The sequence below is a fragment of the Streptomyces ureilyticus genome (assembly GCF_011045025.1).
Taxonomy (GTDB): Bacteria; Actinomycetota; Actinomycetes; order Streptomycetales; family Streptomycetaceae; genus Streptomyces; species Streptomyces ureilyticus.
Genome location: NZ_JAAKZX010000057.1, coordinates 1 through 15808, shown reverse-complemented (window position 1 = coordinate 15808; position 15808 = coordinate 1). Strand labels below are relative to the sequence as shown.

Here is a 15808-nt window from a genome sequence, read left to right as displayed (position 1 = left end):
TACCGGGGAAGTTGACGTTCCTGATGATAATTCCGAGGCGGATATGACGCCCTATTCATCACTGGAAATGCTCAGGAACCGAACCGATATCGCACGTCAGGAGATGAGGCAATGACCCGCTCGGATTCCCCCGGGAACGCCGCAATCATGGGATACGACCCGGCCGAGCGGCTTTGGGGCACCGCCCAGGACAGCACGACGAGCGGGACGGACCCCTCGTTCGAGACCGTCCCCGCGCTGGACGGCGAGCTCTTGACCGACGGGGCGTCCCGGCAGGCCTGCGCCACCGACCTGGGCAACATCACCACGAGCACACCCTGTGCGGTGCTCCGGCCGCGCTCGGCACGGGATGTCGCCACGATGATCCGCTTCTGCCGTGCGCACGGGATCACGGTCTCCGTCCGGGGGCGCGCGAGCACGACCCTCGGTCAGACCCTCTCCGACGGCCTGCTCATCGACACCCGCTCCCTGGACCGGATCCACTCGATCGGTCCCGACATCGCCGAGGTCGACGCGGGCGTGGCCTGGAAGGACCTGGTCAACGCCGCGTTCGAGAGCACCCCGCGACGGACGCCGCCGGTGATCACCGCATACACCTCGCTGAGCGTGGGAGGCACGCTCTCGGTCGGCGGGCTCGGCGGGCTCGTCGGCGCGCTGCGCACCGGACTCCAGGGCGACCACGTGCGCGAGCTCGAGGTCGTGACCGGGACCGGCGACATCGAGCGCTGTTCCGCCGACCACAAGGCCGATCTGTTCGACGCGGTCCTCGGGGGCCTCGGCCAGTGCGGCGTGATCACCAAGGCCGTCGTCGAACTCGTGCCGGCGAAGGAGCGTGCCCGGACCTACCTGTTGGGCTACACCGACAACGCCGCGTTCTTCAGCGACATGCGCACACTCATCGAACGGCCGTGCATCGACCACGTCTACGCGACGCTCCAGCCGCCGGGAGCCGAGCCGACCCACCAGCTGTACGCGACCATCCTCTACGACCCCGCCGACCCGCCCCGCGACGAGGAGGCCCTCACAGGGCTGACCTCTACGCCGAGTATCGACGACAGCTCCTACCTCGACTACGTCTTCACGATCGACCGCATGGTCGACCAGTGGCGGGACACCGTCGGCTGGGACCGGCTGACCAAGCCGTGGTACGACGTGTGGCTGCCCGGCAACGCTGTGGAGAACTACGTCGCCGAGGTGCACCCGACACTCACCGAGCGCGACATCGGGCCGTACGGAATCAGCCTCATCTACCCGCAGCGGCGCTCGCACCTGACGAGGCCGCACCCACCGCGGCCGGAGCCGGACGACTCGCCGTGGGTGTACGTCGTCGACGTCAACACCACCGCCGATTCCCCTGAGACCGATCCGGGATTCGTCGAGGAGATGCTCGACCGCAACGACCGTTGGTTCGCCCGGGCACGCGACCACTACGGCGCGGTGCTCTACCCGATCGGCTCGGTGCGGTTCACAGCGCAGGACTGGCGCACGCACTTCGGTGACACGTGGCCCGCCTTCCACGCGGCGAAGGACCGCTACGACCCCGATGCCCTCCTCGGAACAGGGCCGGGCATCTTCCCCAGGGACTTGCCCGAAAAGAGCTGAACCCGGCCGAGGCCGTTGCTTCGCGGCCTCCACGTCAATATCGAAGCAGTTGGGAGTAGCCGCATGCTGCCGTCCAAGCCGGAACTCCACGGTTCCGTCGGTGCCGTCGCCAGCACCCATTGGCTCGCGTCCTCCGCGGCCATGCGCATCCTCACCAGCGGCGGCAACGCCTTCGACGCCGCTGTCGCCGCCGGATTCGTCCTTCAGGTGGTGGAACCGCACTTCAACGGCCCCGGCGGGGACGTGTCCCTCGTGGCGCACCGGGCCGGACGCGACGACGTCCAGGAGATCTGCGGCCAGGGCCCGATGCCCCAGGCCGCGAGCATCGACGCGTTCGGCCGGCTCGGCTTGAGCAGCATCCCGGGCTCCGGGCTCCTGCCCGCCTGCGTGCCGGGCGCGTTCGGTGGATGGATGCGGCTGCTCCGCGAGTTCGGGACCATGCGTCTCGCCGACGTCCTCGCACCAGCGATCGGCTACGCGGAGAAGGGCTTCCCCCTGCTTCCCGAGACCGCGCTGGCCATCTCCACACTCGCCCCGCTGTTCCGCGACGAGTGGCCCGGATCCGGCGAAACCTACCTGACCAGCGGCCCCTCCCCCGCCGCCGGCAGCCGATTCCGCAACCCCACGCTCGCCCAGACCTACCAACGCCTGCTCAAGACCGCCGAGTCCGCCTCCTCAGACCGCGAAGCCCAGATCGAGGCCGCCCATCACACCTTCTACCAGGGCTTCGTGGCGCAGGAGATCTCCGACTTCCTCGCGTCCGGGCCCATGCTCGACGCGACCGGCCGGCGGAACAGTGGGCTGCTGACGGGCGAGGACCTCGCCCGCTGGGAGCCGACCGTGGCGACCGCGCCGAGCCGTGCGTACGGCCCGTACCGGGTCTTCAAGCCCGGCCCCTGGTCACAGGGTCCGGTGTTCCTCCAGCAACTCGCGCTGCTGGAGGGATTCGACCTGCGGGAGATGGGGCAGGGCAGTGCCGACTACCTCCACACCATGGTGGAGTGCACGAAGCTCGCGATGTCCGATCGGGAGGCATGGTACGGCGACCCCGCCTTCACCGACGTACCGCTGGACACCCTGCTCGGCGAGGACTACACCCTGCGGCGACGCGCCATGGTCGGGGACTCAGCCGCACTGGCCCTCCGGCCGGGGGCCCCCGACGGCCGCACACCGTTCATCCCGCCCCTGCCCACACAGGACGACGCCGAGCCCGACTCGGAGCTGATGTCCCAACTGCGCAACGGGCTTCCGACGATTCTCCGGGCCACGACCGCGAAGGCCGACACGTGCACGGTCACCGTGGCCGACCGGCACGGCAACATGGTGGCGGCGACGCCCAGCGGCGGATGGATGAAGAGCTCGCCGGCCATCGGCAGTCTCGGTTTCCCGCTCGGCACCCGCGGTCAGTCCATGTACCTCGTGGAGGGTCACCCGAATTCGCTGGAGCCCGGCAAACGGCCGCGAACGACCCTCAGTCCCACCCTCGTGCTCCGGGAGGGACGTCCGTTCCTCGCCTTCGGCACACCGGGTGGCGACCGGCAGGACCAATGGACGCTGCAGTTCTTCCTCAACGCGGTCGAATTCGGGCTCGATCTCCAGCAGTCGACCGAGACCACCGTCTTCCACACCGACCAGGTCCCCGCGTCGTTCACCCCGCACGCGTACCGCCCCGGGGTGCTGGTCGCCGAGGAGACCTGCGATCCGGAAACGGTCGAGGCGCTCCGCAGGCGCGGCCACGAAGTGGAACTCGTGCCGGCCTACTCGCTCGGACGGATCTGCACGGCCGGGTTCACCCCGGACGGGGAGTTCGTCCGTGCGGCCGCCAGCCCCCGCGGCAGGCACGCCTACGCCGTGTGCACCTAGCAACCGACACCGACCGACCCGTGAGAGGACGAGGGCCCGTGACGCTCACCAACAGCACGCCGCCGATCGTCGAACTGCAGGACGCGGAACAGCGGCGGGAATGGCAGAAGTTCACGCTGTCCGACCTGCCGGAGATGATCAGCGCCATGCACGTCTGCCATGCGGTGCACGCGCTGTCCGCCACCCCTCTGCTGGAGCGGTTGCGCAGCGGACCGCGGCAGCCCGGAAACGGCCTGCTGGCCGGGCTCGACCCGGACATCGGAACCGGCTTCCTGCGCTACCTAACTGGCCGGGGCATCCTCGAAACCCGTGGTGAGGAGTACTTCCTGACCCAGCTCGGGGAGTGCCTCACGACCGATGTCTCACTGGCCCGGCTCGGGGTCTACGTCGAGGCCTACGGCCAAGTCACCAGCCGGATCGGAGAGTTGCTCACCGGTGAGGCCATCTACGGCAAGGACGTCGTCCGCGACGGCGCAGCGCTCGGAGCGCACTGCGCCACACTGTTCTCCTTCTTCCACACCCCGGCCGTGCTGCGGGCCATGCGGGGACGCGAGGTCCGGCGCGTGCTCGACGTCGGCTGCGGCGGCGGGCAACTGATCGTGGACGCCTGCCTGCGCGACCCGTCGCTGACCGGCATCGGCATCGACAACTCCCCCGACGCCATCGCCTGGGCGAATGACCTGGCCAGGCGGTCCGGGGTGGCCGACCGGGTCGAGTTCGTCGTCGGGGACGCCTTCGCGCCCGAGACCTGGCCGGCCGTCTGCGCCGAGGCTGACGGCCTGTGCATGATGAGCGCGCTCCACGAGCACTTCCGGCACGGCGAGCAGGCCGTCGTGGACCTGCTGGACGAGATCTCGGCGAGGTTCCCCCATCTGAAGATCCTCCTGGTCGGGGAGCCGGAGCTGCGCTTCGACGGCCGGGAGAACGACGACGACTTCTTCCTGATCCACGTGCTGAGCGGACAGGGGCTCCCCCGCGACCGGTCCGCCTGGTTCGACGTCTTCGAGAAGTCCCGCCTTGAGTGCCGCCAGGTCTACACACGGCCGGGCGCCGGCCCCCGGATCTGCTTCTACGACCTCGTGGCGCCACCGAGCTGAGGCCGACGCCGCACGCAACCGCCGCGGCAGTCGGCGAGACGGGGCGACACGGCCGCGGCGGTGGTCCTGCCCTGCCCCCTGCGCGCACGACCCCGGATCAACACTCACACCCTCTGGAGGGATCCAGACGTGACCACAGCAAAGACGTCGAGCTCGATACCCGAGAGCGACGTAGAACTCTTCTCCACCACGGCGCTGATGGACCCCTACCCCCACTACGCGGCATTGCGCGGCCTCGGTCCCGCCGTCTATCTGAGCGAGTACGACATCTACGGTCTCTTCCGCTACGAACACGTCCGCCCGGCGCTCGTCGACTGGGAGCGGTTCAGCTCAGCCGAGGGCATCGCGATGAACCCGACCACGAACGAAGCCATGGAAGGGTCGCTCCTGGGCATGGACCCGCCGCGGCAGCGCGAGGTCCGCACGGTCTTCACCGACGCCCTCCGACCGAAGTACGTGCGCAAGGTCGCCGACGGCCTTGAGCAACTCGCCGGTCAGCTCGTCGACGACCTCGTACAGCGGGGGGAGTTCGACGGTGTCACGGACTTCGCGCGCACGCTGCCGGTGGGCATCGTGCTCGACCTCATCGGGTTCCCCCGCGACGAACAACGCGAGGAGATCCTCGACTGGGCCCTCGGCGCGTTCAACTACATGGGCCCTTACAGCGACCACCAGGCCTCATCGCTGCCCGACGTACAGGCGCTCGCGCAGTACCTCACCACCAAGGCGACGCCCGAGAAACTGCTCCCCGACAGCTTCGGCCAGATCGTCTGGGAAGCGGTCGGCCGCGGCGATATCACCGAGAACGAGGCGTTGATGACGATGAGCGCCTACGCATGCGCCGGGGTGGACACGACCATCGCGGGTATCTCCAGCACTCTGTGGCTGCTGGCGCGGAACCCGGACGAGTGGGCCAAAGTCCGCCAGGACCCCACGACCGTCCCCGGCGCCTTTCTCGAAGGCCTGCGCATGGAGGCGCCGATACAGTCCTTCACGCGTGTGACCACGTGCAACGTGGACCTCGACGGCGTGACGATCCCCGCGGGGTCCAGGGTGGTGCTCTCCTACGGCTCGGCCAACCGGGACGAGCGCCACTACCCCGACCCCGACCGCTTCCGCGTGAGCCGGAACCCTTCGGACAGCGTTGCCTTCGGCTTCGGCGTCCACAACTGCCCCGGGCGGGTGCTGGCCACGATGGAAGCGCACGCCCTCTTCAACGCGCTCGCCTCACGGGTCGAGAAGATCGACCTCGCCGGTGAGCCCGTCCGCGCCCCGAACAACATCATTCGGGGCCTGGAGCGCCTGCCGATCCGCGTCACCTGACGCCTGCGATGTCCGACGGGCGTCCGTCGGCGACCGAATATCTCCGAGTTCATTGCGCGTACGTCAAAGGAGAACGCGATGTGCGGAACCACCGGCTGGATCGACTACTACCGCGATCTCACCACCGAGGGCCAGGTCCTCCAGAAGATGGTGGACACCCTGGCCCCGCGCGGGCCGGACGGCGAGGGCATATGGCTGAGCCCCCACGTGGCCCTGGGCCACCGGCGCAAGGGGGTGATGGATCCCGGCAACGGCGCTCAACCCATGGTCACGCCGGAGACGACACCCGACGGAAGGCCGCTGGCCGCGATCAGCTACACAGGCGAGGTGTTCAACTTCCTCGACCTCCGCGAGGAACTCAAGGCGCTCGGTCACCCGTTCCGGACCCGGTGCGACACCGAGGTGGTGCTCCGGGCCTACCTTGAGTGGGGACCGGACTTCGTGCAGCGGCTGAACGGAATGTTCGCCTTCGCGATCTTCGACGCTCGTACCGACGAGGCGCTGCTGTACCGGGACCGCCTGGGCATGAAACCGCTCTTCTACTACCCGACCGGCAACGGCTTGCTGTTCGGATCCGAGCCCAAGGCGATCCTCGCCCACCCGGAGAGCAAGGCCGTGCTGTCGCTGGACGGGCTGCGAGATCTCCTCTCCTTCCTCCGCGTTCCGGCCCAGACACCCCTGAAGGGCATGCACGAGGTACGGCCCGGCCATCTTCTCCGGGTCCGCAAGGGACACCGCTCCGAGGAGAAGTACTGGGAACTGCAGTCCCGGGAGCACACCGACGACCAGCCGACGACCATCCGGACGGTACGTGACCTGCTGGAAGACATCGTCGCCCGGCAGATGGTGGCGGACGTCCCGCTGTGCACCCTGCTCTCCGGAGGGCTGGACTCCAGCGCGCTGACCGCCCTTGGACAGAGCATCCTCGACCCCACCCGGAAGCAACGCCTCCGGAGCTTCTCCGTGGACTTCGTCGGCCAGGTCGAGAACTTCAAGCCGGAGCCGCAACGCGCGGCCCCGGACGCGCCCTTCGTGGCGGAGCTGGCACGGCACGCCGGGACCGACCACCGGGACATCGTCCTGGACACCCCCGACCTCGCCGCCCCGCACGTCCTGAGCGCGACGTGGAAGGCCCTGGACTTGCCCTACGGCATCGGGGACCACGGCCCCTCGATCTACCTGCTGTTCCGGGCGATCCGCGACGAGTGCTCCGTCGTCCTGTCCGGCGAGGGCGCCGACGAGTCCTTCGGCGGACTGTTGTGGTTCCACGACCAGCGGGCGGTGCACGCGGACACCTTCCCGTGGCACGGGCTCCAAGAGAAGACGGTCGAGGAGCAGTCCACCGCGTTCCTCGACCGCGATCTGGTCAAGGAGCTGAGGCTTTCGGAGTACATCGCCGATCAGTACCGGACGGCCCTCGCCGAGGTTCCGCATCTGCCGGGCGAGACTGGCATGGAGCGGCGGATGAGGACCGCGACCTATCTGAACCTGACCCGGTTCATGCCCATCTGCCTGGACCGCAAGGACCGGCTCAGCATGGCCAACGGCGTCGAGGAGCGCCTCCCGTTCCTCGACCACCGCCTGGTCGAGTACGTCTTCAACGTGCCCTGGTCGCTCAAGACCTTCGACGGCCGCGAGAAGAGCCTGCTGCGCGCGGCGACCAGGGATCTCCTCCCCCGCTCGATCGTGGAGCGCCGCAAGGCCCCGTATCCGTCCACCCTGGACGCAGGCTACGACCGCGCGATACTCCAAGAACTGAAGAGCATCGTCGCGGAACCGAACTCCCCGGCGCTGCCGCTGTTGGACCGGGACGCGATGCACGAGGCGCTCGACGCATCGCCCGACGCGCCGTCGTCGATGGCCAAGCGCGCGCTCCAGGACGAAACCCCCGTGCGGCTCAACTTCTGGCTTCAGTCCTGCGACGTGAGCCTCGACCTGACGGGCTGAGCCCCCGGGCCACGGGTTCCCCCCGCGCCCGAAACGCCATCCGGCAAGCATCATCCGACAAGCAAGGAGTGCTGATGAGCACGTCGGACTCCCACCCGGCCATGGTGGGCTGGTTCGAGATCACCGCCACCGACCCGTCCCGCAGCCGGCAGTTCTACCAGGAGCTCTTCGGCTGGAGTTTCAACTCGTTCGGCAGCGACGACACGTACCGCACGATCACCGCACCCGGTGCCGCAACGAGCATGGGGGCGCTGCGCGGCGGCGGCCGGGACACCCTGTGCATCAGCGTCATCTGCTCCGACGCGGCGGCGGAGGTCCGCCGCCTGGAGCCGCTCGGCGCGGCGCTCGCCGAGCAGCCCGAGCGCACGCCCGCGGGCGACATCCACGCGGTGGTCATCGACGTGCGGGGCAACCGGCTCGGGCTGTTCGAGCCCGCCGCGCGGCGGGATCCGGCCGCTGCTCGCGACGCCGCCCCCGTGCTGAACGCCATGGGGTTCTTCGAGATCGGGACCACCGACCTCGTCACGACGCAGGAGTTCTACAAGAAGGCGTTCGGCTGGACCACCGAACGCGACAAGGCGGTCGAAAGCGTGGCGTACTACGGCGTTGTGCCGCCCGGGGCGTCCAGTGAGATCGGCGGCGTTCTCGACGGCATGGCCGACTACGCGATCCCCGGGGTGCGCGTCGCCGACGTCCCGGCTGTGCTGGAGCGCGCCGAGGCGGCTGGAGGACGCCGGGTGATGGGTCCCGTCTCGGATGCGAACGGAGTGGTGGTCGGACAGTTCCTCGATCCCTTCGGCAACCGGTGGAGCACGTTCGCCCTGCCGTCGGCCGAGTGAAGCCGGTTCGTGGAAGAGACATAGTCATGCCTTTTGCCGTGTACGTGCTGGGTGTCGCGATCTTCACACTCAACACCACCGAGATCATGGTGGCCGGGCTGATCCCCGGGATCGCGTCCGAGTTCGGCGTCTCCGTCGCCGCGGTCGGGTACCTGATCTCGATCTTCGCCGTGGGGATGGTCGTCGGCGGCCCGTCCCTGACCATCGCGATGCGCGAGCTTCCACCGAAGCGGTCACTGATCTGGCTGCTCGTCGTCTTCGTCATCGGCCAGATGATCGCCGCACTCGCCCCGAGCTACTGGGTGCTCGCGGTGGCACGCGTGGTAACGGCGCTGGCCGCGTCCGCGTTCTTCGGCGTGGCCGCCGCGGTCTGCGTGCAGCTCGTCGGCGCCGAGCACCGCGGCCGGGCGATGTCGGTCCTCTACGGCGGCCTCACCATCGCCCAGGTCGTCAGCCTGCCCGCCGCGTCGCTCATCGAGCAGCACCTCGGGTGGCGGGCGAGCTTCTGGATCGTCGGCGCCCTGGCCCTCGTGTGCATCGTCGCGGTCGTGCTGAAGGTCCCGGCCCGCGGAGAGACCCAGACGCTCGACCTGCCCACGGAGATCCCGGCTCTGCGCAGCGGACGGCTGTGGGGCGCGTATGCGACCAACGCCCTCGTCATCGGGGCGGCCGTGACCGGCTTCACCTACCTGTCGCCGATCTTCACCGATGCCGGCGGCTTCTCGCGGTCGACCGTTCCCGTGCTGTTCGCCGTGTACGGCCTGGCGACCGTGGTGGGCAACGCCGTCGTGGGGCGGTACGCGGACCGCTACACCAAGCCGATACTCGTCGGCGGGCTCACCGCGCTGACCCTCGTGCTGGCCGGCTTCGCGCTGACGCTCACCCACCAGGTGCCGGTGATCGTCGCCACCGTCCTTCTCGGCCTGATCGGGCTGCCGCTCAACCCGGCGATGGCCACCCGCGTCATGGCATTGTCCAACAACGGCACTCTGGTGAACTCCCTCAACGGGTCCGCGATCAACGTCGGTGTGGCCATCGGCCCCTGGCTCGGCGGCCTCGGGATCAGCGCCGGGCACGGTCTGTCCGCGCCGCTGTGGAGCGGCGCGGTCATGGCCTTCCTCGGGCTGCTCACCCTCACCCCCGATTTCCGAAAGCGCACCGGGGCTCGCCACGAAGGACGCCAGGAAGTCCGCGTGACGCCATGAGCCGCATGCCGTCCACCCCCATGCCCCGGTGACCCCGACGAAAGGGAGAACAGTGTCCTGGCCGACTCAGCAAGACACACGGACCGCCCTCGACAACGGCCTCCCGCCGCCCCACAGCGGCATCGGTCACGTCGTCATCGTGGGTGCGGGTCTGGCTGGCCTCTGCGCCGCGTACGAGCTGACCAAGCGGGGCACGCGCGTCACGGTGCTGGAGGCGTCCGGCCATCCGGGTGGCCGGACCAGGACCCTGCGCGCCCCGTTCGCCGACGGTCTCCAAGCCGAGGCCGGCGCACTGACGGTGTCGACCCAGTGCGACGACTACACCGTGCACTATCTGCGCGAGATGGGGGTCGAGACCGAACCGAGCGACCTCGTCGGCACGGACTTCTCGTACTGCCGCGAGGGCACGCGCATCCGGCCGGACCAGACAGCGGACCACGCCGACCTCCTGGGCCTGCACCCGGACGAGCGGGACCTGACCATCGAGGAGATGGTGGCCAGGTACGTCACGAAGCCGAACAAGGACATCGGCCCGGAGATCCTGGCGCCGCTCTGGGGCCCGTCGCCGCGGCTGCTGGAGCTCGACCAACTCTCGGTGCGCGAGGTGCTTGAGGCCCGGGGCGCCTCCGCCGCCGCGATCAGCCTGATCGAGCCGTACTTCCTGGAGATGCGCGGGAACGAGCTGGGAACCGCGTCGGCCATGGCGTGGGCACGCTACGAGTCGGGCCCGTGGTCCCTGTCAGCGGCGGGTGCCGAGTGGCGCAAGATCAAGGGCGGTACGGACATGCTGGCCCGGGCCCTGGCCGACAAGGTCGCGGATCATGTCCTCTACCGGGCGCCCGTGGTGCGGATCACGCAGGACGACCACGAGGTGCGGGTGACCTTCCTGGACCGCAACCGGCTCCAGACGCTCACCGCGGACCGCGTCATCGTCACCGCGCCCTTCGTGGGCATGCGGCACATCAACCTGGGGATGGCCCGGCTGTCCCCGGAGAAGCACGCGACCATGCGCCGGATGCGGTACACGTCGGCCACTCGCGTCTTCCTCCAGATGCGCAGGCAGTTCTGGCCGGAGAAGCAGCTGATGCTGTCCACCGACGGCCCGGTCCGCGCCGTGCGTGACGCCATGCCGCTGCGGCCGGCGGGGCGGAAGATTCTCGAGTGCTGGTTCAGTGGTTGGTCCGCTCAGGCGGTGGCAAGCATGGGCCCGGAGGAGCGCGTCGATTTCGCGCTCGACGAGGTCGAGCCGCTTCTGCCCGGCACGCGCGCGAACTTCGAGCTCGGCACGTCCTTCTCCTGGGACAACGAGCGGCATATAGGGGGCGCGTACGTGCTCCCGGAGCTGGGCCACCACGCGTTGATGGAACCCGCACGGCGCCCGGAGGGACGGATCCACTTCGCCGGCGAGCACACCTCCTACGAGCCCAATGGAGGGTCCATGAACTACGCGCTGGAGTCCGCCGTCCGGGTTCTCCTCGAACTGTCGGGCTCGTGATGTCGCGTGCCGTCGGGACGGCGGGCCGGTCACTGACGGCCCAGGTGGGCACCGAACCGCCGCAACACCTCGCGGAACTCCGCGGACTCCTCGACGCAGAAGTCGGCGTCGAGGAAGGCCAGACGCGGCCGGAGCCACTGCCAGAAGTCGAGCATGAGGACGGCGTGCATCCCGCCTTCGGCGGCCACCGTGAGGTCGATGTCCTCATGCCCGAACGCGTCCGCCACCTGCGTCATCGGGGCGTCGATCGTCACCACCACACGCTGCCGGTTTCTGTTGACGCCCTGGCGGAGGCAGTCGACTCCGGTCCCCGTCGGCAGCGCGCGCGGTGCGAACATCCTGCTCTGCGCCTGGAGTTCACTGACGCGGTCGATGCGGAACACGCGCCAGTCCTCCTTGCCGGTGTCCCGTCCCAGCAGGTACCACTTCAGGAGCAGGTGGATCTGGCGATAGGTCTCGACCCTGCGCGAGGTGGCCGTCCCGTTCGCGCCGACGTAGTGGAACGTCACGACGCGCTCGTGCGTGATCGCTTCGGCGAGCGTGCTCATCGTCTGGGCGCTGATGCCCGGCGTCGGCGTGGTCTCCAGTCCAGTGCGCAGCGCGGTCAAGCGGGGGCGCAGCCGTTTGGGCAGGTACTGATCGACCTTGCCGTAGGCGCGGATCGCCGCGTCGTCGACGCTGCCCTCGCGCGCGTTGCCGGTCGCGCCGAAGGCGGCCAGGCCCAGCAGGGTCGCGATGGCGTCGTCGTCGAGCAGCAGCGGGGGCATGGTCCGTTCGGCCGTGAGCCGGTAGTAGCCGCCCGGGCCCGGCTGCGTCTTGACCGAATATCCCTAGCCGCAGAGCCGGTTGATGTCGCGCCGCAGGGTGCGTGGGCGACGTCCAGCCGGGCCGCCGGCTCCTCACCCGTGAACGTCTTGCCCGACTCCAGCACGACTAGCGGAGCGAGGAGGCGATGCCTGACGTCGGCCATGACCGCATCGTCGCAGACAGTCGCGGCCACTTACCGTCCACATCTGGCGGTACGGTCCTGAACATGTCCAACCGAAGGATCCGGATCAGGCGAGCCCGTACCCACAACCTGCAAGACCTCGACGTGGACGTGCCCCGCTCACAAGTCGTGGTCTTCGTCGGCGTGTCGGGCTCGGGCAAGTCGTCGCTGGTGTTCGACACAATCGCTGCGGAGGCGAGCTACCAGCTGCACGAGACGTTCCCGCCCTACCTCCGCAATCGGCTGCCGAAGTGGACGCGCCCCGAGGTCGGCGAGATCGGGGGGCTCTCCCCGGTGGTGGTGATCGACCAGCGGCGCCTGGGCGGGAACGCCCGCTCCACGGTCGGCACGATCACGGACACCTGGACCTATCTCAGGCTGCTGTTCTCCCGGGTGAGCACACCGCACGTCGGCGAGTCCAGCCACTTCTCCTTCAACGACCCGGCCGGCATGTGCCCCACCTGCTCCGGCATCGGCGAGGTCATGGCCAGCGCCGTCGACCGTTTCATCGACCTGGACAGGTCGCTGCGCGAGGGCGCCGTCCTGCTGCCCGGGTTCGCCGTCAGCGGTTACTGGTACACGAACTTCGCCGACATCGGCGTCTTCGACGTCGACAAGCCGCTGCGCCACTGGAGCCGGACCGAGCGGGACGCGCTGCTGTACGGCATCGGGTCCGCCGGGTCGCTGGCGGACCGGCTTCCCAAGGGCTACCAGGGTGTCGTCGAGCGGTTCGAGCGCATCTACCTGCGCACCTCCGACGACATGAACGACCGCAAGAAGGAAACCCTCGCCAAGTTCACCCGTTCCAAGGTGTGCCCGGACTGCTGCGGGGACCGTCTCAACAAGGCGAGTCGGGCGGCCACGGTGCTCGGCCACACCATCGGCGAGATGGCGCGGATGGAGGTCGATGAGCTCGCGGAGCTGGTGACGGGCGTGAGTGACGCAACCGTGGCACCGGTGGTGGCCGCGCTTACAGAACGACTCCAGGCGATGATCACCATCGGGCTCGGCTACCTCCACCTCGGCCGCGCCACCACGACGCTCTCGGGCGGCGAGTCCCAGCGGATCAAGACCGTCAAGCACCTGGGCAGCAGCCTCACCGAGATGCTCTACGTATTCGACGAACCCACCGTCGGACTGCACCCCCACGACATCTCCTCCATGACCGAGCTGCTCAAGCAGCTCCGGGACAAGGGCAACAGCGTCCTCGTGGTCGAGCACGACCCCGCCGTCATGGCCATCGCCGACCAGATCATCGAGGTCGGGCCCCTCGCGGGCGCGCACGGCGGAACACTCGTCTACCAGGGCAGCTTCCGTGGCCTCGGCACGGCCGGCACCGCCACGACGGCGGCGCTGTCACAGCGTCGGCCCATCAAGGACGATCCGCGGACGCCGCGAGGACACATCACCGTGGCCGACGCCACGCGCAACAACCTCAAGAACGTGACCGTGGACATTCCGACGGGCGTGACAACCGTGCTCACCGGCGTGGCCGGCTCCGGGAAATCCAGTCTCGCGAGCGAACTCGTCGCCCAGCACGACGCGGTCGTGATCGACCAGAAACAGGTCAGCACCAACCGCCGCTCGACCCCCATCACCTACACCGGGATAGCGACCCCCATCCGTAAGGTTTTCGCACGCCACAACCAGGTCCCAGCCGGCCTGTTCAGCGCCAACTCCGAGGGCGCCTGCCCCCAATGCAAGGGCCTCGGGACCGTCGCCACCGACCTGGCGTTCATGGAGGATCAGGAAACGGTCTGCGAGGCCTGCCAGGGGCGCCGGTTCACGCCCGAGGTCCTGGAGTACCGGGTCGACGGGCTGTCCATCGCCGACATCGACGACCTCACGGTCACCGACGCCATCGACCGGCTCTCCGATCGCACGGTCACCAAGGCGCTGCGCCACCTCGACGAGGTCGGCCTGGGCTACCTCCGACTCGGCCAGCCCCTCACGTCGCTCTCCGGAGGTGAATGCCAGCGCGTGAAGATCGCCAAGGAGCTCCGGGACTCCATCGACCCGACCCTCTACATCCTCGACGAGCCCACTACAGGCCTGCACCTACGCGACATCGACACCCTGCTGAGCCACCTCGACAGCCTGGTGGACCACGGTCACACCGTCGTGCTGATCGAGCACAACCTCGACGTTATCCGACAGGCCGACTGGATCATCGACCTCGGCCCCGGACCCGGAAAGCACGGCGGGCAGATCCTCTATCAGGGGCCCGTCGCCGGCATCACTTCCACGGCCACCGCCGAGGCGCTGCACGAAACCGTCTGATCCCGTCGCCATGGCACCGCCCGGGACCACTGCACGGCCCGCAGAAAGGGTCTTCTACTCACCCGTCCAACTCACCCGTCCTCAACTCTCCCGTCCTCAACTCTCCCGATACCGTCTCATTGCCGAACCTGAAGCCGATCCCGCGCACCGTGACGATCCACTGCGGGGAACCGAGCTTCTTGCGGATGCTGCTCAGGTGCGTGTCGATCGTCCGGCTGGCCAGCGACGTCACTTCCGGGTCCGTGTTGTCGTAGGCCCACACGCGCCGCAGCAGCTCGGACCGGGAGAAGATCTTCCCCGGCTCGCCCGCGAGCAGGTGGAGGATCTCGAACTCCGTGCGGGTCAGTCCGATGATTTCGCCACCGACCCGGACCTCTCGCAGATTGGGATCGATCTCCAGTTGGTCAGCGACCAGTAACGGTTGGGGTTTGGCCCGTACCCTCCGCAGCAGCGCTTCAAGACGCGCCATGAGCTCGCGACTGGGATAAGGCTTCACGATGCAGTCGTCACACCCTATTTCCAGGGCCAGCACCCGGTCGGACTCGCCCTTGGAAGAGAAAGCGATCATCGGGACGTGACTGGCCTCGCGGATTCTCTTGCACAGCGTGAGTCCGTCAAAGACCTTGAGGTCAAGATCTATGAGCACTACGTCGACGTCGTGTACGGCGACCATTGCTTCTGCACCCGTCGCAGCCGCTTCGGTCCCGAAACCGTGGCGTTCAAGGTCCTTGATCATCGCCTCCACGGCTTCGCAATCCGCGACGACCAGTAAGCGCACTTCTTGGTCGATCAATGCTTGCTCCTGTCTTGTCGATGCGATCATGACGTGACGGCGCCTTTGAAATCGCATTCGTGGCACGCGATGATCGCGGCATCATGGCACGTACCCCGCGCAGCGGATTGCGAACGATCCCGTTTCGGCCGATGCGCTTGCCCCGCTGCCAGGCTCGTCATGGCAGCGATGAATCACTATGAAACTCTCAACATCCGCACGATGGTCATAACGTGAGGGGAACGCCGGGTTACATACCGAACCCGGAAGCTAAGGGCTGTCCCGTAAGTGCTGGTCACGGGTGAGATGATCTTGTCGTGTCTGGTGTGATCACGGCGTCGGAGCCGTCCTGGATAGCCCCGTTCACCGGGCTGAGCCCTCGTCAGTTCGGCAAGCT

General features: G+C 68.4%; 11 protein-coding genes and 1 pseudogene. 10 read left to right on the top strand and 2 right to left on the bottom strand.

Annotation, left to right across the window (positions count from 1 at the left end):
- The first annotated feature begins 111 nt into the window (after positions 1-111).
- The 8 genes from G6048_RS19515 to G6048_RS19480 all read left to right on the top strand — a co-directional run bounded on the left by G6048_RS19515 (position 112) and on the right by G6048_RS19480 (position 11371).
- Positions 112-1602 (top strand): FAD-binding protein, encoded by a 1491-nt coding sequence (locus G6048_RS19515; RefSeq protein WP_165340843.1) that lies wholly within the window; start codon positions 112-114, stop codon positions 1600-1602.
- Between the two features lie 63 nt (positions 1603-1665).
- Positions 1666-3465, top strand: a complete 1800-nt coding sequence (locus G6048_RS19510) for a gamma-glutamyltransferase family protein (RefSeq protein WP_165340842.1) — start codon at positions 1666-1668, stop codon at positions 3463-3465.
- A gap of 38 nt (positions 3466-3503) precedes the next feature.
- Positions 3504-4562, top strand: a complete 1059-nt coding sequence (locus tag G6048_RS19505; RefSeq protein ID WP_328826395.1) for a class I SAM-dependent methyltransferase — start codon at positions 3504-3506, stop codon at positions 4560-4562.
- 129 nt (positions 4563-4691) lie between these two features.
- Positions 4692-5885 carry a cytochrome P450 gene (locus G6048_RS19500; protein ID WP_328826393.1) on the top strand — a complete coding sequence of 398 codons (1194 nt, stop codon included), beginning with the start codon at positions 4692-4694 and terminating at the stop codon, positions 5883-5885.
- A gap of 78 nt (positions 5886-5963) precedes the next feature.
- Complete coding sequence (gene asnB / locus G6048_RS19495) at positions 5964-7832, top strand: asparagine synthase (glutamine-hydrolyzing) (RefSeq protein ID WP_165340841.1); 1869 nt, start codon at positions 5964-5966, stop codon at positions 7830-7832.
- A 74-nt stretch (positions 7833-7906) separates the two neighbouring features.
- The gene (locus tag G6048_RS19490) at positions 7907-8671 is read left to right on the top strand and encodes a VOC family protein (protein WP_165340840.1); all 765 of its coding nucleotides are present in this window, start codon (positions 7907-7909) and stop codon (positions 8669-8671) included.
- Positions 8672-8697: 26 nt separating this feature from the next.
- On the top strand, positions 8698-9876 hold the full coding sequence (locus tag G6048_RS19485) for an MFS transporter (protein ID WP_165340839.1): 1179 nt from the start codon (positions 8698-8700) through the stop codon (positions 9874-9876).
- A gap of 52 nt (positions 9877-9928) precedes the next feature.
- The gene (locus tag G6048_RS19480) at positions 9929-11371 is read left to right on the top strand and encodes a flavin monoamine oxidase family protein (protein ID WP_165340838.1); all 1443 of its coding nucleotides are present in this window, start codon (positions 9929-9931) and stop codon (positions 11369-11371) included.
- Positions 11372-11400: 29 nt separating this feature from the next.
- On the opposite strand, the gene G6048_RS19475 is transcribed toward G6048_RS19480, so the two are convergent.
- Positions 11401-12138 carry a helix-turn-helix transcriptional regulator gene (locus G6048_RS19475; RefSeq protein WP_206341798.1) on the bottom strand — a complete coding sequence of 246 codons (738 nt, stop codon included), beginning with the start codon at positions 12136-12138 and terminating at the stop codon, positions 11401-11403.
- A gap of 266 nt (positions 12139-12404) precedes the next feature.
- On the opposite strand from G6048_RS19475, the gene G6048_RS19470 reads away from it, so the two are divergent.
- Positions 12405-14639 (top strand): ATP-binding cassette domain-containing protein, encoded by a 2235-nt coding sequence (locus G6048_RS19470; RefSeq protein ID WP_165340837.1) that lies wholly within the window; start codon positions 12405-12407, stop codon positions 14637-14639.
- A gap of 58 nt (positions 14640-14697) precedes the next feature.
- Here G6048_RS19470 and G6048_RS19465 read toward each other — a convergent pair whose 3' ends face one another.
- Entirely contained in the window at positions 14698-15462 is a 765-nt protein-coding gene (locus G6048_RS19465; protein ID WP_165340836.1) for a response regulator transcription factor, read from the bottom strand.
- A 266-nt stretch (positions 15463-15728) separates the two neighbouring features.
- Between G6048_RS19465 and G6048_RS19460 the strand changes: the two are divergent.
- Positions 15729-15808: pseudogene (locus G6048_RS19460) on the top strand (IS5/IS1182 family transposase); the annotation flags it as partial.